This is a genomic window from Paenibacillus sp. NEAU-GSW1 (assembly GCF_009737085.1).
Taxonomy (GTDB): Bacteria; Bacillota; Bacilli; order Paenibacillales; family Paenibacillaceae; genus Pristimantibacillus.
In genome coordinates, this window is record NZ_WOVL01000020.1 from 26253 (window position 1) to 48574 (window position 22322).

The 22322-nt window shown below is 48.5% G+C and carries 21 protein-coding genes, 1 pseudogene and 1 other annotated feature; of the genes and pseudogenes, 6 read left to right on the top strand and 16 right to left on the bottom strand.

All coding sequences use genetic code 11. The features are described from left to right. Window positions 1–10: 10 nt before the first annotated feature. From GOM71_RS15940 to GOM71_RS15970, 7 genes are all read right to left on the bottom strand, one after another. A complete protein-coding gene (locus GOM71_RS15940) occupies window positions 11–1057 on the bottom strand; it encodes an ABC transporter substrate-binding protein (RefSeq protein ID WP_156282820.1) in 1047 nt (348 codons plus the stop codon). Window positions 1058–1084: 27 nt separating this feature from the next. After that, window positions 1085–1777 carry an ABC transporter permease gene (locus GOM71_RS15945; RefSeq protein ID WP_253944880.1) on the bottom strand — a complete coding sequence of 231 codons (693 nt, stop codon included), beginning with the start codon at window positions 1775–1777 and terminating at the stop codon, window positions 1085–1087. A 4-nt stretch (window positions 1778–1781) separates the two neighbouring features. Further along, window positions 1782–2621 (bottom strand): ABC transporter ATP-binding protein, encoded by an 840-nt coding sequence (locus tag GOM71_RS15950; RefSeq protein WP_156282824.1) that lies wholly within the window; start codon window positions 2619–2621, stop codon window positions 1782–1784. Window positions 2622–2650: 29 nt separating this feature from the next. After that, entirely contained in the window at window positions 2651–3331 is a 681-nt protein-coding gene (locus GOM71_RS15955) for a Crp/Fnr family transcriptional regulator (protein WP_156282826.1), read from the bottom strand. Window positions 3332–3593: 262 nt separating this feature from the next. After that, window positions 3594–4046 carry an HIT family protein gene (locus GOM71_RS15960; RefSeq protein ID WP_156282828.1) on the bottom strand — a complete coding sequence of 151 codons (453 nt, stop codon included), beginning with the start codon at window positions 4044–4046 and terminating at the stop codon, window positions 3594–3596. 19 nt (window positions 4047–4065) lie between these two features. Beyond that, window positions 4066–4872, bottom strand: a complete 807-nt coding sequence (locus GOM71_RS15965) for a class I SAM-dependent methyltransferase (protein WP_156282830.1) — start codon at window positions 4870–4872, stop codon at window positions 4066–4068. Between the two features lie 60 nt (window positions 4873–4932). Then, window positions 4933–5159, bottom strand: a binding site (T-box leader). 125 nt (window positions 5160–5284) lie between these two features. Beyond that, window positions 5285–6202: a helix-turn-helix domain-containing protein gene (locus GOM71_RS15970; protein WP_156282832.1), complete on the bottom strand. Its 918-nt coding sequence runs from the start codon at window positions 6200–6202 to the stop codon at window positions 5285–5287. Between the two features lie 134 nt (window positions 6203–6336). Between GOM71_RS15970 and GOM71_RS15975 the strand changes: the two genes are divergently transcribed. Both GOM71_RS15975 and GOM71_RS15980 read left to right on the top strand, forming a co-directional pair. Then, window positions 6337–8448, top strand: a complete 2112-nt coding sequence (locus tag GOM71_RS15975; protein ID WP_156282834.1) for a glycoside hydrolase family 52 protein — start codon at window positions 6337–6339, stop codon at window positions 8446–8448. 191 nt (window positions 8449–8639) lie between these two features. Further along, window positions 8640–10664, top strand: coding sequence for a right-handed parallel beta-helix repeat-containing protein (locus GOM71_RS15980; protein ID WP_156282836.1), 2025 nt, complete (start codon window positions 8640–8642; stop codon window positions 10662–10664). A 94-nt stretch (window positions 10665–10758) separates the two neighbouring features. Here the strand turns inward: GOM71_RS15980 and GOM71_RS15985 are convergent, their stop codons facing one another. After that, window positions 10759–11340, bottom strand: a complete 582-nt coding sequence (locus tag GOM71_RS15985) for a TetR/AcrR family transcriptional regulator (RefSeq protein WP_156282838.1) — start codon at window positions 11338–11340, stop codon at window positions 10759–10761. Between the two features lie 153 nt (window positions 11341–11493). Between GOM71_RS15985 and GOM71_RS15990 the strand changes: the two genes are divergently transcribed. Both GOM71_RS15990 and GOM71_RS15995 read left to right on the top strand, forming a co-directional pair. Beyond that, window positions 11494–12249, top strand: coding sequence for an ABC transporter ATP-binding protein (locus GOM71_RS15990; protein WP_216651760.1), 756 nt, complete (start codon window positions 11494–11496; stop codon window positions 12247–12249). Between the two features lie 59 nt (window positions 12250–12308). Further along, window positions 12309–14660, top strand: coding sequence for an FtsX-like permease family protein (locus tag GOM71_RS15995; RefSeq protein ID WP_173275714.1), 2352 nt, complete (start codon window positions 12309–12311; stop codon window positions 14658–14660). Between the two features lie 140 nt (window positions 14661–14800). On the opposite strand, the gene GOM71_RS16000 is transcribed toward GOM71_RS15995, so the two are convergent. The 7 genes and pseudogenes from GOM71_RS16000 to GOM71_RS23920 form a co-directional block, all read right to left on the bottom strand. Further along, the gene (locus GOM71_RS16000) at window positions 14801–15025 is read right to left on the bottom strand and encodes a hypothetical protein (RefSeq protein WP_253944881.1); all 225 of its coding nucleotides are present in this window, start codon (window positions 15023–15025) and stop codon (window positions 14801–14803) included. A 261-nt stretch (window positions 15026–15286) separates the two neighbouring features. Beyond that, window positions 15287–16312, bottom strand: a complete 1026-nt coding sequence (locus tag GOM71_RS16005) for an ABC transporter permease (protein ID WP_156282842.1) — start codon at window positions 16310–16312, stop codon at window positions 15287–15289. Further along, window positions 16309–17037 (bottom strand): ABC transporter ATP-binding protein, encoded by a 729-nt coding sequence (locus GOM71_RS16010; RefSeq protein WP_156282844.1) that lies wholly within the window; start codon window positions 17035–17037, stop codon window positions 16309–16311. Before GOM71_RS16010 ends, GOM71_RS16005 begins: the two co-directional genes overlap by 4 nt. After that, window positions 17034–18227, bottom strand: coding sequence for an ArsA family ATPase (locus GOM71_RS16015; RefSeq protein ID WP_156282846.1), 1194 nt, complete (start codon window positions 18225–18227; stop codon window positions 17034–17036). Before GOM71_RS16015 ends, GOM71_RS16010 begins: the two co-directional genes overlap by 4 nt. A gap of 66 nt (window positions 18228–18293) precedes the next feature. Continuing rightward, entirely contained in the window at window positions 18294–18776 is a 483-nt protein-coding gene (locus tag GOM71_RS16020; RefSeq protein ID WP_367649647.1) for a MarR family winged helix-turn-helix transcriptional regulator, read from the bottom strand. 547 nt (window positions 18777–19323) lie between these two features. Further along, on the bottom strand, window positions 19324–20298 hold the full coding sequence (locus tag GOM71_RS16025; protein WP_156282850.1) for a phosphotransferase enzyme family protein: 975 nt from the start codon (window positions 20296–20298) through the stop codon (window positions 19324–19326). 7 nt (window positions 20299–20305) lie between these two features. After that, a pseudogene (locus GOM71_RS23920) lies at window positions 20306–20802 on the bottom strand (GyrI-like domain-containing protein); the annotation flags it as partial. Between GOM71_RS23920 and GOM71_RS24125 the strand changes: the two are divergent. Next, on the top strand, window positions 20723–20887 hold the full coding sequence (locus GOM71_RS24125; protein ID WP_216651762.1) for a hypothetical protein: 165 nt from the start codon (window positions 20723–20725) through the stop codon (window positions 20885–20887). The pseudogene GOM71_RS23920 and the gene GOM71_RS24125 overlap by 80 nt on opposite strands. A 71-nt stretch (window positions 20888–20958) precedes the next feature. On the opposite strand, the gene GOM71_RS16035 is transcribed toward GOM71_RS24125, so the two are convergent. Then, window positions 20959–21591: an FMN-dependent NADH-azoreductase gene (locus GOM71_RS16035; protein WP_156282854.1), complete on the bottom strand. Its 633-nt coding sequence runs from the start codon at window positions 21589–21591 to the stop codon at window positions 20959–20961. A gap of 134 nt (window positions 21592–21725) precedes the next feature. Between GOM71_RS16035 and GOM71_RS16040 the strand changes: the two genes are divergently transcribed. After that, entirely contained in the window at window positions 21726–22085 is a 360-nt protein-coding gene (locus GOM71_RS16040; protein WP_156282856.1) for a winged helix-turn-helix transcriptional regulator, read from the top strand. Window positions 22086–22322: the final 237 nt, after the last annotated feature.

Consider the following 22322-nt stretch of genomic DNA (forward strand, 5'->3'; position numbering starts at 1 on the left):
ATCTTCGGTTTTATTTGCCTTCCTGCGTCTCCTTCAGCAGCGACAAATCGTACATGCCTGCCAGATCCAAGCCGTCTGCTCCGACACCCTTGACGTAGCCGGCATCGACCGCTACCTGAGCCATTGTCTTCAAGGCGTCTTGGTCGATGTTCGTCGTCAGGCTTAGATGCGACAGTGTGGCCTTGATCAATTCGGCGTCCAAGCCCTTGCCCGTCAGTTCCTTCAGCTCGTCGCCAACGAGAGAATACGTGTCATCCGGGCTATCCTTAATGAACTTGATTGCGTCCTCGTTGGCGTGAAGAACGGATTTGGCCAGATCCCGATGATCTTTCAGGAAGTCGTCACTTGATACAATAATCGTGAGTGGATAATTCCCCTTGTTTGGCGGGATCTGATCCCACTCGACGGCAATATCGCCGATGCCTTCGTTCGCGATCTGCGTGCCCCATGGCTCCGGCAATAGCGCCGCGTCAACCTGGCCTTGCTTCATGGCCGTCAGCGTATCCGCCGGAGCCATTGCAATGAGCTGCGCCCCGCTCTTGTCCGTCGTTACCTTCAAGCCCTGCTCCTGAAGCAGCAGACGGAGAGAGATTTCGTTCGTGCTCCCCTTGGTCGGGATAGCGACCAGCTTGCCCGCCAAGTCCTTGACGCTTGTCACGCCGGAGCCCTTCCTCACCACCAGCACGGCGCCGCCGTTGTTCGCTCCGGACAGAATCTTGATGTTCTTGCTCCTTACGTATTGGTTAATGACTGGGCTTGGCCCGACGTAGCCGATGTCGATCTGGCCTGTCGCCATCGCGGTCGATAAGTCGGAGCCGTTGTTGAAGCCCTGAACTTCGATCTTCACATTAGCGCCAAGACGGTCTTGCAGGTAGCCCTTTTTGATCGCTACGAAGGCCGGAGCATGGGTCACGTTCTTGAGCAAGCCGATCTTCACCGTAATTGGGTCGGCCGACTTGGAGCTCCCGTTGTTCCCCGAACCAGAGGAGCCGCAGCCAGACAGCAGAGTCAGAATCAAGACGATCGCAAGACTCGAATAAGCAGCTTTTTTAAACATGGATCATTCCCCTCTTCCTAATTAAGCTTAAGTTTTTGCAGCATTCAGACCGTACTGGGTCCAGATTCGATTCTCTATGCGCTTGAAAACAAGATGGTCAGAGATGGTACCGAGAATCGCGATCACGAGCACGATGCAGAGCATGAGGGAGGTGTCGCCGAGGCTCCGCCCCTCCTCCAACAGCTGCCCTAACCCGATGCCGCGCGCGATGAGCTCGCCGGAGACGAGCGCCCGCCAGGCGAAAGCCCAGGCCATGCGCATACCCGTAATGAGCTGAGGGATGGCGGCGGGGATCATCACTTGGTAGAAGAGCTGAAACCCGCGGCCCGTTCCAAACATCTGCGCCGATTTCAGATAGATCGGAGGAATGTTCTTGATCCCGCTCCGGCTCGCAATCGTCATCGTCCACGTCGCCCCGATCGTCGTGATGAACACGACGGCAAAGTCGTTCAGCCCGAACCAGATAATAGCGAACGGTAGCCAAGCGATGCTCGGCACCGTCTGCAAAGCGACGACGACAAAGCCGAACGTCTCGTCCAGCAGCCGGCTCCGGGCGAACAGGACGCCGAGTGTCATGCCGATAACGCACGAGAGGACGAATGCGATGAGGATTCGCCTCAAGCTGCTAAGCGTCGCTTCGAGCAGTTGCCCATTCGCAATCCCGTCGTAGAACGTCTGCACCGTCTGTAGTGCCGATGGGAAGCGCCAGCCCCAATGCATCGTCCTATATGCCGTCTCCCAGATTACTAACAGCAGAATGAGAAAGAGGACTTTTCTCCAGAGTGTAGTCATTGCCGTATTCCTCCTTCGCCACCTTCTCCAGTTCAGCGGCTAACGTATCCATGATCTGACTCTCGATATGGTGCAGAACGGAATCGCCGGGCTCCCGCGGCCGGACCGCCCTTATGCGGAACTCCTTCTTGATCCGTCCCGGTCGAGTGGACATGACGAGCACCCTTTCCGACAATGTGACCGCCTCCCGGATGTTATGCGTGATGAACAGAATGGTCTTCCGCGTGTTCAGCCATATCTGCTCCAATTCCTTGTGCAGCAGCAGCCTCGTCTGTTCGTCCAGCGCAGCGAACGGCTCATCCATGAGCAGAATCTCCGGGTCCATGACGAGCGCCCGCGCAATTGCCACCCGCTGCTTCATCCCGCCCGACAGCTCATGGGGATAGCGGTCTGCGAACTTGCCAAGATGGACTGCCCGGATCTGCTCCATGGCCCGCTCGCGGCGTTCCTTCTTTTTGATTCCCTTTTGCTTGAGACCGAAAGCGACATTCTCCAACACGGTGAGCCAAGGGTACAGCGCATGGTCCTGGAACACAACGATCCGGTCAGGCCCCGGAGCTGTGACTTCCTTGCCGTTCGCTTCGACGCGCCCGCGATCCGCCCGCTCCAGCCCCGCCACCAAATTAAGCAGTGTGGACTTGCCGCAGCCGGAAGGGCCGAGGATGGAGACGAACTCTCCCTTACCTATCTCGAAGGCGATGTCCTCCAGCGCGGTGTAGCCCGCCCCGCCCCGTTGCGCGAACGTCTTGCCGACTTCTTCTATCCGGATCATGCTCCGCCCCCCCATAGCCTTCCATTTCATTACAAGTGCTGTTGGAACTCGTCGGTATCGAGAATGACAACCATCTTCTTCTCATAGCGAATGATGCCTTCGTCCCGCCACCGGCCCAACGTTTCCGTAACCGTCTGCCTGCTGCAGCCGATGACATAGGAGATCTCCTCATGGCTAAGCGGAAGCGTGACAACCGTCTCCTTCCCTGCACGAACTCCGAGCTGCATTAATAGCTGAGCCAGCCTCCAGGCAACCGGACGCGAGATGAGCATCTCCACGTACCGTTGTGTCTGCAGCAGACGGCGGGCGTTGGTCACCGTTAGCGCGTAGAGGGCATCCGGATGTCTCTTCAGCAAGCCGGTGAATTGGGAAGCCGGAATCGAGAGAATGCGGCTGTCCATGATGCATCGCGCATAGCGTTGCCTCTTCTGCCCCGTCAGCACCTCTGCCGCGCCAAACACCTCGCCCTTGTGCCGCAGGAACAAGGTGATGCTCTGGCCCTCTTGCGCAAACTGCGAGATCTTCACCAGTCCGTCCTGGACGAAGTAGATCTCCTGACTCTCTTCCTCGCCCCTGAAGATAAAGGAGTTCTTCTTCATGTCGCGAGAAGTGCCGAATTCCTCGAAGAGCTTCGCTAACGCGAGTTGCTCGGCTTCGCCGCTATCCGTTACGGTTCCTTCCGAATAGGAGGACATACCCTCTTGGTCCATCGTCGTTGCGCCCCTCTCTGGCTGTTTGGGTAATTCTAAGTTTACTTATCGGTATTTACGATTATAGTTCATGGTTTAAACCAAAAACAGTCGGCTAGCCGACAAAAATATAGGTGTATCATTGATTTATTCGATGAAGTCGATAGCGGGGGCAAAAAATAAGGTTGTCCCGAAGGCCGGCAAGGCCTTCGAGACAACCAATATTGGATCATCCAATAGAATAACCGGACGCTAAAGAGGGGCACCACGAGAACCGATTTCTTCACTCATGGCGGCTCAGGCCCCAACCGTCCCGCTCAGAGGTAAACATATTGCGCAGTTTCTGGGCAATTTCTACAGCTTCATTTTCATTGCATGACTTTTCTTGAGAAATAAATGTCATACCTTTGGTCAAGCTATGACTCATTCGAGGGATGAAGTGTGCATGGAAATGTGGGACACCATCAATCGTTATAAGTGAATAAACCCGTTCGGCACCGGTTATCTGTTTAAGCGCTGCATAAAGTTTCTTGACTACATATCCATATGATCTCGCTTCTTCATCATTCATATCAGAGAAATCAAGGAAATGCCTTTTGGATTCTATCACCAATTGACCTATAACTGATTGTTCCGCCGGAAAATGGCAAACCATCCAATGTTCATCTTCATAAATATATCCACCCGGCGGTTGGTTTGAAGTCCCGGAATGTTTGTTACAAATGAAACAAGACATGTATATCGCCTCTTTTCAATTATTTTCTTCTCCCTATATATAGCAAGTGAGATGATATCCCCAAAACGGATGGATCATTAGCAATGGAGATAAGAAAATGAATCATTCTATCATACTCACCTTGATCTGCCCAATACTGCTTTTGTTCATTTGAAAGCATTGCACCAATGCTAGAAGAACCAATTAAATCTATCGCATCGAATCCATTCTCCTCCATAAAAGGTTTTACTTCATCAATGTTAAAATAAAACGCCCCTGTAAATCGGCCTTTATCGTTATGATTGAAAACCCCGTTCTCGTAGAACTCATTTATTGTATCTAGGTTATCATTCGGCTTCCAATGCTGTGGGTATTGTAAAGATGTAATTGTCATTCTCATCCGACTCTGGAAAGCAACAAAAACGATGCCGTTTCTCTTTGTTACGCGATGCAACTCCCTAACTGCTGATATTCGTTCCTCTTCTTTTTGCAAATGGTATAGTGGACCAAGCATCAAAGAAGCATCGTATACCTCGTCCGATATCCCTTCTAAATTTGTTGCATTTAATAAATGAAACCCATTAAATTGTTCTGTCAATCCTAATTCAGATGCCTTCTGTTTCGCTATTTCAACTAACTTAGGTGTTAGGTCAGATAGCGTTACGTTATATCCTAGCTTCGCCAACTCTATTGCGTACTTACCTGGTCCTGCGCCATTATCTAATACAGTTCCGGATGCAGCTAAATACTGTTTGATATAGTGCATATTAATAGTAAACTCAAGTGGTTCCCTATCCAACCTTCCCCATTCATCAAATTGGGAGTAGTAATCAATAACATGATCCATCTACCAAAACACCTGCCTTATCACAAACTTTTTGAGAAAACAGAAAAAACCTATCGCCTGCAAAGAGGCGATAGGTTTAACCTTCGCGGTACCACTCTTCTTGATCGTTGTTGGAAGTAAAAAGACAACGAATCTTAGAACCTGATTACGGGGGTTAGCCGTTAGGATCTACAAATTTTCGATCTTACCGCTCATGGGCGAGTTGGGGAAACTATTGACTGTCTTGCACCTACCGACAGTTCTCTGGGCAATAGCTATTCCTTAATACTCCCAATCATTGCGTTTGGCCATGTTCTAATTGGACTCAGTATATAATTAGCAAATATTACCTGTCAACAGAAAATTGGCATTAACAATTTCCCTCACTAATACTCACCAAAAGCTCGACTCTCCGCTTGACGAGCCCCAAGAGCTACATAAGCGATTTTCGGTAATCGCTCGGAGAGACGCCCGACCAGCGTTTGAACTGCCGGCTGAAGTGGGCGATGTCCCGGTAACCGAGTCTGAGCGCGATATCGGATACCGAAATGCTCAGATCGAGCAGCCAGCGTTTAGCCAGTTGCAGCTTCACTTGGGACAAATACTGCCGCGGCGACAAGCCGAAGGCTTCGTGAAACAACCGATTGCAATACGCCGTGCTAAATCCGAGCCGGCCTGCGATCCGTTCCACAGTACGCCCCTCGCCGCCTGCATCGTCCAGGACTGCCGGCTCGCTTGCGCTCGCGGCGTTCTCCGCCGCCTCTTCGAGCATGCGGGCCATTTCCCGCGCCACGGGAAGCCGCGAAGACGAAGGGGTATCCGCAGCCGTTCCTTCCTCCTCCAGCGCATCCCCCAGCACGGAGCACAACTCGAAAAGCGCCGACAGCACGCGAATGTGCGAGTTCGGGTCCGCAGCTTGCGGGATCGTTCGCGTCATTTCGAGCAGCTTGCCGAGCGGCTCGTAAAGCTTGCGGGCAATTCCGGAACCTTGAGGAAAAACGACCGTGTTCGTATGCTGCATCCTCCGGCGAAAACGAGCTTCCCCAATGTCGAAGTGCAGACAAAAATAAGACATTTCTTCCCCGCCCTGCACCTCGCTGCGATGGCGCTCTCCCGACCGAATAAGCAAGATGTCGCCCGTTTCCTGCGCGATGGGCATACCGTTGACGTGCATGAGCTGTTTCCCCGCCAGCACCCAGTTAATTTCAAACAAAGAATGATAGTGAACGGGATACGACCAGTTCGGTTCCACCGTGCGCATATGCGCGTAATGCAGCGATACCGTCGCCTCCATATTGGGCAGCATATATGCTTCCCGGCTATGCCTTTCGCCTGTCGGCAGCTTCCACAAGGCACGTCCCTCCTAGTTGCGATTTGGGTAAAAACAGGTTCGATTTGCTATACTTCCTAAGTAAAATGTGATTTATATTTAGGATAAAAGCAGAATCCCATCTTCGCAACCATTAACCTTGAGGAGGCACATGCATGACTTTAAATTCATTCTTCAACGCCCACCATTCCCCGATCGGCGCTTTCGCCAGCTTCACCCTCGGATTCCCCGGCGCAACCGGCGGCTTTGATCTCGAGCGCGGCGTTCCGCCGAAACAAAACGTCTACATTGGTCTGCAAAAGCGTGACGGATATAGCTACGAGGCGCTCCCTTTCTACGAAGGAGCAGACGATGAAACGAAGCGTTATGCAGCCGAGCATGGTTCTTCCCTTAGCGACAGCGGCCAGATCGTCTCCGTATTCCCGCCTGACGCGATCACACGCGATTTCCGGCTATGCACCGACACTTGGCAGGCCGGCGATCTCACGTTCCGCATCTATTCCCAGGTCCGCTCGGTCCCCGATCCGTTGACGGCAACCGAACAAGAGCTGCGCGAAGCGCTGCTTCCCGCCGTGCTCGCGGAAATCACGATCGACAACACCCAAGGCGATCAGCCTCGGCAAGCGTTCTTTGGCTTCAGAGGCAACGATCCGTACGCCGCGATGAGGCGCCTAGACGACTCGACCGACGGTCGTTTGCGCGGCGTCGGGCAAGGGCGCAACGTCGCCATCGCGACGAACGATACGAACGTCACATCTGCGCAAGGCTTCAACCTAGAAGCTATTCTGAAGCCGATTCGCGTCGAAAACCGGCAGTTCGGTCTCGGGGGCGTCGGCGCTCTGTTGTTCGATACCCCAGCCGGCCAAAAACGGACGTACCGATTCGCGCTCGCTTTCCACCGGGACGGTCTCGTCACCTCCGGTATGGATTGCTCCTACTGGTATTCTCGATACTACCGCAACCTCGAGTCGGTCACCGAGGCCGCGCTTGCCCGGTTCGACGACTATGTGCAAGATTGCCATGATGCCAACCGGATGATCGACGACGCCCCGTTGTCTGCCGATCAGAAATTCATGATGGCGCACTCCATCCGAAGCTATTACGGCAACACCCAGCTGCTCGACCGCGACGGTTCGCCGCTGTGGATCGTCAATGAAGGCGAATATCGGATGATCAATACTTTCGATCTGACCGTCGACCAACTGTTCTACGAATTGAAGATGAATCCATGGACCGTTAAAAACGAGCTCGATCTGTTCGCGGAACGCTATTCCTATTACGATGAAGCCCATTTCCCCGGCAACGACAAAGCGTATCCGGGCGGCATCAGCTTCACCCATGACATGGGCGTCGCCAACGTATTCTCGCGTCCGGGCTACTCTTCGTATGAGCTGCACGGCATCACAGACTGCTTCTCCCAAATGACGCACGAGCAGCTCGTGAACTGGGTGCTGACTGCGGCCGTGTATGCGGAACAGACCGGCGACCGCGACTGGCTGGGGCAGCGGCTTTCACTGCTCGGCGAGTGCTTGGAAAGCATGATGAACCGCGACCATCCGGATCCGACGCAGCGCAACGGGCTGATGGGACTCGACAGCAGCCGCACGATGGGCGGCGCGGAAATTACAACATACGACAGCCTCGACGTGTCGCTCGGACAGGCCCGCAACAATATTTATTTGGCCGGCAAATGCTGGGCAGCATACGTTGCGCTCGAAAAGATTTTCCGGGATTTCGGCCGGGCCGAGTGGGCACAAGCAGCTGGCTTGCAAGCAGAGCGCTGCGCGGCGACACAGGCCGGCAGCATGACGGAAGGCGGTTACATTCCCGCTGTCATCGGGGAGAACAACGATTCGCGCATCATCCCCGCAATCGAAGGGCTCGTATTCCCTTATTTCACCGGCAACGCAGAAGCTTTGGAAGAGGAAGGCCGATTCGGCCGCTACATCCGCGCTTTGAAGACGCATTTGCAAACGGTGCTCGTTCCTGGCGTATGCTTGTTCGAAGACGGAGGCTGGAAGCTTTCGTCGACGAGCTCCAACTCGTGGCTGAGTAAAATTTATCTTTGCCAATTCGTTGCGCACCGGTTGCTCGGTTTGCCGCAGGACGCATCCGCCGCCGCGGCCGACGCCGCGCACGTCGATTGGCTGCTCCGCCCCGAATCCGCGATTTGGAGCTGGAGCGACCAGATGCTGAATGGCGTGCCGTGCGGCAGCCGGTATTACCCGCGAGGCGTTACAAGTATTTTGTGGCTTGAAAAACAATGAATCGTCATCATGAAGAGTCGATAGAAAAATTTATCGCCTGTTACAAAGACGATCCTGATCTATTCTCTGATCTCTCCCATAATATTTTTCTAGTATAATGACTTAATACAACAATAATTTTATACATTGCCTGCCTTCAGCTTGTAAGGAATTCTTACGACTTTTTTAAGGTAGGAAGAAGGAGAGTCTTTATGGAATTTCATGTATCCATACAAGGGAATGATCAGCTAAAAGGAACAGCTGATCAACCCTTTCGTACAATATCACGCGCTGCGGCTCATGCCATGGCTGGTGATACGGTTATTGTTCATGCCGGAGTATACAGGGAATGGGTTAACCCGGCTAATGGCGGAACAGCGGAGCATAGAATCATATATCGATCCGCAGGAGACGGGGAAGTCGTCATTACAGGAGCTGAACGGATTACCGACTGGAAGTCTGAAGGAGGCAATGCTTGGAGCACGGAAGTACCCAATTCCATGTTTTCCGTTCGTAATCCCTTTGAAGTGGAATTGAGCGGAGACTGGGTGTTTGACGGTCCCTTCCCGGTTCATCTCGGTGATGTATATTTGGATTGCAAATCTCTATATGAATGCGATAGTGTTGAGCACGTTCACAAGCCCGAAGTTTGGCCCGAAGCCAAATATCCCAAGGACTCACTGTTAAAGTGGTATGCCGAAGTTGGCTCTACGACAACAAAAATCTGGGCCAATTTTGGCGGAAAAGATCCTCGTAAGGAAAATGTAGAAATTAGTGTCCGTCCTTATTGCTTCTGGCCCGAGAAACCAGGACTTAACTATATAACCGTAAGCGGCTTCACACTTCGTCAAGCCTCTCCTCAATGGGCGCCGCCTACCGACTACCAGGAAGGCTTGATCGGACCTCACTGGAGCAAGGGTTGGATTATTGAAAACAATAGGATCAGTGAATCCAAATGCGTTGGTATCAGCCTGGGCACCGAAATCGGTACTGGTCACACCAAGTCTTCGGAGAAGCATATTAAAGGCGGTACTCAACGTGAGCAGGAGGTTATTCTGCGAGCATTACGCTCCGGCTGGCATAAGGATAGAGTCGGCAGTCACATCGTTCGAGGTAATGTGATTCATGATTGCGAACAGGCAGGTATTGTGGGTCATATGGGGGGAGCCTTCAGCAGCATTTATCGGAACCGTATTTACAACATTCACCATAAACGGCTCAGACACGGTGCCGAAGTAGCGGGAATAAAACTGCATGCTTCCCTGGATACTCAAATTAGTGAAAATATAATCTATAGCTGTTACCGTGCTTTTTGGCTTGACTGGCAGGCACAGGGCACCCGCATCAGCCGCAATGTATTTTTCGACAACCTTTCTGAAGATCTTTTCGTTGAGGTTTGCCATGGTCCGTATATGGTCGACAATAATCTGTTCCTCTCTCCCATGAATTTCAGAAATATGGCGCAGGGTGGAGCATTTGTCCACAATTTGTTTACAGGTAGATTTGTCGTTCGTTCCGAGATTACCCGTACTACGCCGTATCACTTCCCTCACGAGACGGCAATGGCAGGGTACTCCAATATCACAGGAGGCGATGACAGGTACTACAACAATATCTTTTTGGGGGATAATGACACAAATAAGGCACCTGTTCCAATCACCTTTTTTGAGCATCTTCCACTTAAACCAAGGGATGAAGTTGGAGAGGACGGAAAGACTGTCATGGATGGTGTTCCGGACAATTCCATTTGCTATCTGCATGCTGCGGGACTGGAGGGCTATGACAAACATCCTGATGCAAAAGATAAGAAATGGTGGGAATACACCAAAGAGGAGCTTGCTGAGCTTGGCGATGCCGCAAAGGATTTCTTTATAGGGAATGCAGTTCTTCCGGTGGCTATGGGTGGAAATTTATTTCTTAACAATGCGGTTCCAAGTAGTCATGAATCCAATGCGAAGTTCTATGCGCAGAAGGGTATACAAGTTGAGATTAATCCTGCGCAAGGCAGGGTGCAAATTCAGGTCAATGAGCCCGAGTTGCTTCGGGGAACCTCTGCAATGTTGGTTACCACCGACCTGCTTGGCAAGACTTATCACGCCGATATGAAGTATGAGGAACCGGACAGCACTCCATATCGCTTTGACTCCGACTTTTTCGGAACAAAGAGACCTGATGCAGATGTCACACCTGGTCCGTTTGAATTGACCGAAAATGGTACCATTGATTTTGAAATTTAGTTTGTTATCGAGGATCCAGTCATTTTAGATGATTGGATCTTTTTCGTGTACCTCGTAAAAAATATCGACTAACTCCAAGAAAGACTACTACTCATTAAAGCGCGCTGATGCCGGAAAGCGCCAGTGTGTGAAACATCTGATCCATCTCCACTGCGGAATATGGATTATTCTGTTCCATCCACCAAGCCAAAATGGACCAAAATGTATTTACAACAAATTCGATCGCTACATCTTGTGGGATTTTTGAAGAAGTTGAGCTTGGCAGAAGTGCTGAGATTTCTTCTCGAGCTATTTCAGTAAGCATACGTTTTATGTGATACAGGACTAGAACCCCGCTTTGTTTTCCAACTACTGCTCTAAAAATAAGCCTATTTCCTTGTACGTGTTGCAGCATGGCTAAACTGAAGGAGAACCGATGTCCACCTGATTCTGTCGATAGGGAATGCATGCTGCATTGCTCCTTAAGGAATTCGCGTAGTTGGTCGATGCTTCCGAGCAGAAGCTGTTCTTTATCTTGGAAATGAGAATAAAAAGTGGTTCGACCTACGTTTGCCCGATCAATAATGTCTTGTATCGTTATGGCGTCGTACCCTTTTTCTATTATAAGATCCATCAAAGCTTCAAGCAGCATGTTACGGGTACGCCGTATCCGTCTGTCTTCCTTCATTGCTGTCATTGTAGCCCCCCTTTAGGAACAGTTTGAAGTGTTTTGTTTCAAAACTAACAATTTGAAGAATGTTGATTATTGTTTCCAGTAATTTAAGAACATTATAATCGAAATGAAACATCGTGTTCAATAACTAATCCTATGTAAGGGGAGGTTGGGCCTTTGAGCCAGCAAAAAATCATGCGAGAACAAACCAGCGAAAAATCATCGCTAAGTGGGCAGCTAATTTCGATTAATCGGGTCTCCAAAAGGTATGATACGCCCTCTGGTTCCTTCATGGCTCTACGAGAAGTGAGCCTAGAGGTACGGAAAGGCGAGTTTGTCGCTATTGTCGGCAAATCAGGCAGTGGGAAATCGACTTTAATCAATTTGATTACCGGTATCGATACGCCCTCTTCTGGAAAAGTAAACGTAGCTTCAAAGGCTATACACGCTCTGAGTCAGGAGCAATTGGCGATTTGGCGGGGAATAAATGTCGGAGTCATTTTTCAATTTTTTCAATTACTTCCGACTCTTACGGTTGCTGAAAATGTAATGCTGCCAATGGATTTTTGCAGAACATATCCGGCACGTGAACGGCGTGAAAGAGCTATATCCCTATTGAGTAAAGTTGGAATTGCTGAACAGGCAGATAAGCTTCCTGCAGATTTGTCGGGAGGCCAACAGCAGCGTGCAGCAATTGCTCGGGCTCTTGCTAACGATCCGCCTATTCTTGTAGCCGATGAGCCTACTGGCAATCTTGATTCCCAGACGTCAGATGCAGTCATGCAATTATTCGCAAACCTAGCGATGGAGGGAAAGACGGTTGTAATGGTGACGCATGAGCGTGATCTAAGCCGATACTTTACGAGAACGATCACATTAGCTGATGGATCTGTTGTCACTGAATTGCCTGCGATAACGGAGGTGAGCATGTAATGATTAGCCCCCGTTGGAGGAAGTTGCAGCGCGATCTTCGGACAGCGAAGGGCCGCATCATGATGATGGTAATCGCAATTGCTGTCGGAGTATTAGGCGTTGGAACCATCTTAAGTGCATATACCATTCTCACCCGCGAGATTAGCAGGAATTATCTGAATACTAATCCAGCTTCCGCTTTAATTGAGATGGATAAAGTGAGCGACTCGTTGGTCAATGCCGTTCGACTCCGTCCTGGAATCGCAGACGCAGAAGCAAGTTCTACGCTTGTAGGGAGGGTCGAGGTCAAACCAGACGAATGGATGCCGCTTCTGTTGTTCGTCGTGAAGGATTTTAATGCGATGCGTGTCAATACGTTCCGACCTGATTCTGGTGCATGGCCACCGCCGGATGGCTCTATTGTATTGGAACGAGAAGCGCTGCCGCTTGTCAATGCTAAGATTGGCGATGCGCTTAGCATTCAAACCCCAAATGGACCCGAACGAGAAGTTACCCTATCCGGACTTGTCCATGATCCGGGCTTGGCCCCTGCGGGACAGGAGCAGACCGTATATGGATATATCACCCCTTCAACGTTAGCCTTGTTGGGTGAAAGCCGTACACTGCACATCCTAAAAATCGTTGTAAAGGACCAACCTCTCCATGTGACAGCAATCGAACGCACAGTTAGCGAGTTATCCGTATGGTTGAAGCAGCAAGGGAACACGGTACATGAGATACGCATCCCACCTCCAGGCAAACATCCGCATCAAAATCAGATGAAATCCATTCTGGTCATGATGCTCATCTTTAGCTTACTGACACTTCTATTAAGCGCCATACTAACTGCAACGATGATCGGTGGTTTATTGGCGCAACAGGTTCGCCAGATCGGCGTGATGAAAGCGATTGGTGCAAGATCTGTCCAAATAGCTAGCCTATATCTTGTATTAATCGTATTGATTGGCATCGTGGCGGTTATGATCGGCTTACCGGCAAGTATTGCAGTCGGACGCTTTTTTGCAAGTGTGGTGGCCCAGTTGCTGAATTTCACATTATACAGCGAGGCTATTCCTCGCTGGGTTTACATCGTACAGTTGTTCATTGGGGTACTCGTGCCCTTGTTAATCGCCCTTATCCCGATCTTAAAAGCCACACGGACCACGGTTCGCGAAGCGATCAACGATTTTGGAACAAGCAAGAAGAAATTCGGCACTCGTCGGTTGGATGCATGGCTCGGGAGAATACGGGGGTTGGATCGCACCCTTATTTTGGCTTTACGCAACACTTTCCGACGAAGGGGTCGCTTATTGCTCACGCTTAGTCTACTTGCTGCCGCCGGCGGAATGTTCATGACAAGTTTAAATGTAAAATCAGCATGGGAACACAATCTTGCGGATGCAGCGTCTGACCGGCATTACGATCTCGAAATTCGTCTGAATCATCCTGAGGCAGAACAAAAAATCATAGCTATCGTCGCAAGTGTTCCTGGTGTTCAGCAAGTAGAGTCGTGGAATCTTGTTCCCGCCGCAGCACAGCGATCAGATGGTCTGGAAATCGTAAGAACCTATCCTGATGGGGGACATGGCAGCTTTAACATTCGTTCGGTTCCTGCGGGAAGCACAATGATCCAATTAACGCAGCTAAGTGGACGCTGGCTTCAACCTGGCGATACCGATGCTGTGGTGCTTAACCATACAGCGCATGCTTTATTTCCAACTGTCAAGGTGGGGGATCGCATCAGCTTAACCGCAAATGGCGGCCCCGTCAATCTGCGTGTAGTCGGCATTGCGCGAGAAATCATAACGCCCGCATCAGCCTACGTATCTCCAGATGCATTTGCCAAAATAATGGGTAAAACAGGCCAAACGAATGCCTTGCGAATCGTCATAAACAATCACGACACTAACACAATAAGCTCTGTTACTAGAGAGATTGAACGAGCACTTGAGAAAGAAAACGTAAGTATAAAAACCGACATTTCTGAGACGAGACTCGACTCAGCGCTTAATGGTCATGTTTATATTCTCATATTCACATTGATTATGATGGCCGTGCTGATGGCCGTTGTTGGAGGTCTTGGACTCATGTCCACCATGGCCATTAATGTAGTGGAGCGTACCCGAGAATTCGGCATCATGCGTACCATCGGCGGTAGATCAGGTACGGTATTACGAAATGTCATAAGCGAAGGGGTCTTCATCGGTCTATTGAGCTGGACGATCTCTATTGTGATTTCGCTCCCGTTATCCTTCTACGTCGGCAGGCTGATCGGCAATTTAGCATTTAAGTCACCGCTGCCCTTGGTTTTGTCACCTATGGCTGTTGTTATTTGGTTAACGGTTATCGTACTCGGATCCATTGCAGCAAGTGCATATCCAGCTAAGCAAGCCTCACGGCTGACCATTCGGGAAACGCTCGCTCATATTTAAAGTGGTTACTATCGTTGAAGGGACGATTGGATTTGACAAAAATAATTAGAAATACAGTGGTTGTAATTGTTGTTCTCGTAGCTGTTGGTTTTACCCTCCATATGCTCGACCCGTTTAATAATCTCGACCTTATTGGCACTTTAAAAAAATTGCATGGTGACTGATTCTTTTTTTCTTATAGATTGGTGTGAGTTATTGAAGTTATCCGTTTTAATATGCGCTTGCCCGATTCCGATAATAATTGTCCCTGGAATCACTCCCCAGGCATTGCCTGAAGCCGATAAATGGGTTAGTAACAGGAAGCCAATACCTCCAAGTGCCATTCCCGATGCGATGGTCCCCGATACTCCGACCTTAGCCAGCATGGGAGTGATAAGTTTTGCTCCCAGGAACGCACTAAGGGTGAGCCAACCCGAGACGGGAGATTGAATCAGATAGTAGACGACGAGAAGGCACGGAAGAAGGGCTAGAAAAGCAAATAAGAGCGGGACGTGAGGTTGTGGTAGCCTGCGCCCCGCTCTTATTGTTTTTACATTATAACGCCCATTTGCATTGTAAGCGTATCCGTCATGTTATAGGCACCACGAAGTTGAAAACTGCTTCATTCCGATCCTGCGTTCCTTCCCCTATAACACCCGATGTTTCTTTAACGCAAGAACGTTTGCCGAACCAAACAACAAAGAAAATCCAATGAGCACATATACATCAGCCGCAATAGCAGACCAGCCTTCCCCTCGGATCATAATGTTCCTTAGCGCATCCCCTGCATAAGTAAGAGGCATTATAATTCCAATTCCACGTAGCCACTCAGCCATAGTCTCAACATTAAATAAACCGGAAAAGAAAATCTGAGGAACGATGACAAGCGGGATGAATTGACTCATCTGCGTTTCGTTGTTTGCGAAGGTAGATAGAAATATGCCGAGTGTCAAGGCAGCGCATGCCATTAAAAGTGCAATCAACAGTACATACCAGAAGGAACCGTTCATCATCATACCAAGCACTTTAATACTAAACAAAACGATTAACACAGCCTGTATCGCGGCAAATATCCCAAATCCCACCAAATAACCAGCAACGATTTCCCATCGTTTCAGCGGTGACGCCATCAATCGCTCTAACGTTCCTCCTGTTCGCTCTCTTAAGAAAGCTACCCCAGAAAGCAGGAAGACCAAGATGAATGAGAAATATCCAAGCAAAACGGGACCGAAATTGTCAAATTTCGCCATATCCTCCGAACCATGCAAATAGGAAACGTGAGTTTTAAACAATTCCTCAATTTGACCATCCTGAAAAATCTGCTGAAGAGTAAGCAGCACTGCCTTGTTAACGGACGGATCACTGCCTTCCAGCCTAACATCTGGTACGGAATCGTTTATGCTGAGCACCGCGTCAATATGATCGTCTTTCAATTCCTGCTCTGCTTTTTCTGCTTCGTAACGATGGATTTTTGCCCCCTGTTCCTCCAACTTGCTTATTAATGTTTCGGGAGCATTCACTACCGCGATCTCCGGTTTGTATTCGGAACCATTAAATACAAGATACAGCATCAGCATAATCACGATTGGAGCGACAAACAGCAGTGCGAGTGACCGCTTGTCGTGAGAAAATTGACGGATGATTCGAATGATAAGCGCTAATATTCTGCTCATGCTGTTACACCTCCAAATTTAAGAAATGCCTGTTCAAGCGATTCCGATGATGATTCTTGCTTTAACTCCTCCGGAGAACCAATCGCGATCAATCGCCCATCACGTATCATCCCTAGATGATCACACTTTTCCGCTTCGTCCATTACATGCGTGGTAACGAGTACTGTTGTACCGTTTTTGCTCAATCTGCGTAGTTCTCCCCATATTGATTGTCGAAGCACGGGATCGATGCCAACCGTCGGTTCGTCAAGGATAAGAATTTCCGGTTTATGCAGCATTGCGATTGCCAAGGAGAGGCGACGCTTCATTCCGCCCGAGTAGTTGATCACTAGTTTATTCAAATCATGAGACAAATTGACGAGCTCCGTAACCTCGGCAATTCGTTGTTTTTTAATTGCGCCCTTTAATCCGAATATCGAAGCAAAAAAATCCAAATTTTGAACAGCTGTTAGTTCCGAATAAAGAGCGTCGGACTGTGCCATATATCCGATTTTATGCATCATGGATAGATTGGGCATCTTCTCGTTTAAGACATACAAATCACCGGAAGCTGCCCGTTCAATCCCGACAATCAATTTAATTAAAGTCGTTTTGCCCGATCCTGAAGGGCCGAGCAAGCCAAAAACTTCAGATCGGGAAATGGATAACCGGATATCATTAAGAACGCTTTTTTTATCGAAATATTTATTGACTCCCTCTATACGAATGCACGTATCTTGTGTCAAGACCGATCCTCTCCTTTAGTTGTTTTATCTCCAAACTGGATGATCAATTTCTGATCTGAAAACCGCGCTCCAGCAATGGGTCTCCCCAATAACGCCTTCGGTAGGAGTACCTTGCGCTTGTATGGTCCTGCTTTTACAGTTAATTCGTCGCCTCTTTGATTGAGTTGAAGTTGATCTTTTTGAACAAACGGTAGAACTAGTTCCAAAGCGTATTTGTTATTTTCCTTGCGAATTTCCTGTACTTTTCCCCGATAAAGTACAGCGGCAGCATCTTTATGCACAAATGCCGCTTCGCCGATCCTTTTCAACATCGTAAGCCCGCATACTTCGGTTTCCATCATGGGGATTCGGAGAATCGGAAGCGGACTAAAGGAGTCGCGGATTTCCTCTTCATACATTTGATGAATACCGTGCCAAGCAGTCCAGTAACCTGTTCCAGCCTCTGCAGGAAATATCCGATTGATTATAACCGCATCTGTATTGAACCCTGAAAGATTCAAGTAGGTAAATGCCCTCCTCGCTTCGGCGATCACCATCTTTTCAGGATTAACGACTAATCTGACCGACGTAATTTCAGGATCAAGTATTATTTTTTGCAGCTTTTCCAACTCACGTACGAATGCCGCAAGACTGTTAAGAACATTATCGTCAGGGAGTTCCAATCCTCCCGTAACGACTTTCGCAACCGGACGAACAATTTTCAAGAGTCGCCGCTCAACGGGAAATACTTTTTCAAGCCACCAATTGAGCAAATCGGGATAGCTTAACAGCCTCAACGTTTCCCCAGTCGGAGCGCAGTCAACAATGATCGCGTCATAATGGCCACTCATCGCATGGCTCCTGATTTCCATGAGACTGAAGAGTTCTTCCAAACCAGGAATAACGAGCATTTCCTCGGTAGAAATGTCGTCCAGCTTGGCCCAACTTATCATCCCTGACAGCCATTTCTGAACGATTCCCCAATGTTTTTCAGTTTCCTGAAGACTGTCCACTTCCAGTCCCCATAATCGCTCATTAATTTGTACCGGCTCGCTGCCTAACTGTAAATCGAAAGAATCAGACAAACTGTGGGCTGCATCTGTACTCAATATCAATGTTCGATTCCCTTGCTCAGCAAGCCTTAATGCAGTTGCTGCGGCAACGCTCGTTTTCCCGACTCCGCCTTTTCCGGTGTATATGATGATTCTCATCGGCTTCCTCCATTTAATACGAAATCGTATTATTTATTTAAAAAAATATGCTTTCTATTTGTTACACTATTCGATCGGGATATTTCTGAACTTCCGTTCCTTATTAATAGCCGATTCCACGTTTTTTTGCTGCAATGCTTTCCCGACTTTAAGAGCTAATGTAACAAATTGATTTAACTCCTCTGGACTTAAGGCTTTTTGAACGCGGGTTATTACACTTTCAACGACGCTCCTTGCCTGCTGAGCCAAGAGATTTCCCTTATCTGTTAGTGTAACAAGAATGACGCGTTGGTCATCATTAGACTGTTTTCGCTCAATCAGACCTTTGCGAACGAGACGTTTGGCTAAGCTTGTAATCGTACTAAGCGGCGCGCCTAATTCAGATGCAAGTGCGGACATCGCCATCTCACCACGAAAAGATAACACAATCAGCGCTGACAATTCTGATCGATTAACCTCTCTTTCTAATCCCGATGTTTCGGGAATAAGACTTAAGGGTTTAAGACCGCTTTTCAAAAAAAATTCCAATATTTGCTCCAAGACAGGCACTCTCCAATTAATACGAAATCGTAACTCACGACCATTTTACTACGATATCGTATGAAATTCAAGTTGTCGAAAGATAATCATTAAAAATCGATTGTGCTTACGAGGTGGCACGACCTGACTTACAGTGCCTCAATCGGCATTCACATTCTATCTGTTTGCTTTGATTATTTAATAACTAAAAAAAATTCGAGCCATTTGCATGCCATCTTTAAGTCCAGCATGGTACATCCATTCCATTGCAATCGTGTGCCGGTAGTTAAGCGTTTCTTCCCATTTGAGAACGAGCTAAGATTGATGGAGGGGATGGCGCTGCAATCATCGTACAGAAGCCTCAGTAAGATGGCTCTTAAGGAAGATAGGGCATATGTGTCGACGATCAATTCCCGATCAGGAGCTGCGTAAGGACGGACATCGAATCGTTCTGATCGACACGGCGCGAATTCGGGATTTCTGCAGACGAAAGGGCCCTCACTTTGTCGGTGATGGCCCTTACTCGAACTCGCATTAATTCAACTATTGTTTTCTTTCCCGAATCAATCACGGTTTCTCATTCCCAGAATGGAGTGCCTGTGAATAAAAAACTTTCACCATTTGCATACCTGCCGAATTCACGGGACGCAGACTTTTGCACGTCCATCGGTAGCCAGTCGTTCACGTCAGGCAGACCGAGAGCGTTCCTCATCACGATTAGCCGCATAGCAATAAACAATCCTTCTATCTGTGCCACATAATCATCCGGTAACGGAAAGTGCTCTCTATACCATTCAATATATTGCTGTCTGGCGCTGGGGTGAATATAGAAGAATGTGATGGCCAAGTCGGTGAGAAAATAACCAAATCCACTCGCGCCAAAATCAATGGGATTTGAAAAACCGTCTACATACACGATATTCGGAGGAACGAGATCCCCGTGCAATAGGCCCCAAGTCGACTTATTTTTAGGTAACGTGTCAAGCAGGGCCATTGCTCTTTCCCCCGCGGCCTCAAGGATTTGCATATCTTGTGCATCTAACGTCCCCTCCTGCATCTGCTGCTTGAGCAAGTCCAAAGCAGACCTTATGCGTGCACGATTAATAGTTGGACGGATAAAAGATGAAGGTGGCTCCCACTTACTAGCATGTTGGTGCAAAGCTGCCGTCATCTCAGCGGTGGATTTCATTTCTTGTTCATTAGTAAAGAATGGCTTTTGCTCGCCTTCTACCCAACTGAGCATGGTACAATTCATATCGCCTACCTGCGTAACATACGACCCTTGCCGATTGAGTTGCGGTACGGGGAGGGTGAGATCAGTATCGCGATTAAGCGCAGCTAACCACACCAACTCGGAATCCAGCACATCTGGACTCGTCCACATTTTCTCAAGCGTACTGATTATCGATTCGTGAACACGCAGACTGTATAATGACCCCTGATCATCTTCAATTTTGAAAACCGCAGCACCGCTTTGAGCTATGGGCGATACGGATACAACGTTTATATCGTACTGTGCAAGCGCATGCTGCGCAAGGTTTGCATTATCCATTCTGACACTACTCCTTAGACTCCGTTTTGTTAACGACTGGGATCCAAACTTCTATTTCGTACATAACTCGGAAACCACTCGCCCCAAATACGCTTCCACAACCCATGGATATCATTCTGTCCATCGGGATTGATTCCTGTTGAAAAAATCGCGTAAATCTGTGGGGGAATACGCAGCTTTTCAAATCCTTGCGGCAAGCCATTCTGAGGCAAAAAACAACCGATCATATAGGAGAATCGCTCACCTTGGTTGTTGTATAAAACCGCATGAATCTGACCGTGATCCCCCAAACTTGCAGCGGAACGAATTCGCTTTACTGTTCCGTCGGAAATACACCTCTCCCACAATTGAGGGATTTCAATATACGGATTTTCGCCATCGGCTTTGACCAAAGTCGTAACCCCGAACATGCCGCGGATAGGTCTTGAGCGTAACGCCTTTGTCGCGCGCTGACATCGGCACCACGCCATGCATTTTTTTGAATGCTCTGGAAAAAGCCTCGGATCAAGATCCTGCTTTAAGTATAAGTAATGGTGTGAAGCGGGGCCTTGCAATTCTTGCACAAAAATATCATGTTGCCGGTATCTAAACGCGGGTTGTTCCACTCAAATAATCGAATGGCGGCTTAATCAGCTTTGAAGAATAATGCCAAACCCCTTATTAGAAACGTTTGGCAACTTCCTTAGCATGCGCAATTGCCTCTTCTTTAATGGCTGGAGCTCGCTCTGATGATGCCGTTCCTTCAGCAAAAATGGCCTCCATAGATTGAATCCCATAGAACTGCAAAATCTTTTTCAGATAGCTGTATCCCATTTCAACTTCAGCAAGGGGACCTTCCGAATAAACGGAACCGCTAGCTTGAATGTGCAAGGCTTTCTTGCCGGACAGCAGACCGACAGGACCATTATGGGTATATTTGAACGTCTTGCCCGGAATTGAAGTCGCATCCGTGTATGCTTTCAAAACCGGCGGGATCGAGAAATTCCACATAGGGGAAACATACACATACTTATCGGCAGCCACGTATTGATCAACAATCGCCTCAAGGCGAGCTACTTTTGATTTCTCGGCATCAGACAGTTGATCGAACGACAAGCCCGATCGAAGCTTTCCCCAACCGCGTAAAACATCAGCATCAAATTGTGGAATATTCTCCTTGTACATATCCAAATGAATAACTTTATCAGTTGGATTTGACTCACGGTATGCTTCAATAAATTGTTTGCCTACGGCGAGGCTAAAAGATTCCTGAGGATCAAGGGGATGTGCGGTGATGTACAGTACAGTTGCCATGAAATAAAACTTCCCTTCTGTAATTAAAATAAATACACTTTCTAGATTTATCATATAATACTAACTCACTTATGGTAAGAAGGATAAATAATGTGGTATAGTATTAAAAAAGGTACTGTAATGGAGGCCAACGCATGCACAAGAACCCTTTCCAATGTCAATTTGTTACGGCGCTGGATTCGATCGTCGGCAAGTGGAAGCCGATTATCCTTTATCATTTGCTTCAAGGCAAACCACTGCGGTTCAATGAGCTAAGAAGATTGCTGCCCGATATCACTCAAAGGATGCTTACACTCCATCTGCGCGAATTGGAGGAGGAGGAGCTCGTTAAACGAGTCATTTATCCGCAAATCCCGCCGAAAGTGGAATACTCCATCACGGAATACGGCATGAGCCTGTCTCCGGTGTTGGAAACCTTACATCAATGGGGATTGGCCCATGTCGAGCGAAAACAGCTGAAAAAGGCGAAAAATGAACAAACAGAAACGGACTAGCGGTTGACATTACGCTAGTCCGTTTCATTCTGCACCGTGTCAAAAAGATAACGAAAGTGAATATAAGGCATGTCTAGCACAGCGACGTGCCGGAAATAAAGAAGATCGCCCATCCTGCCAGACTGAAAGTCCAGCACGTACAGCTTGACATTGAGCGTGCCCTTCCCCAACCCACGCCGGTCAACGCGTTATTGTAGGCTCCTTCGAGATTTTTCCCTAAAAACTTGCCGTTACTTG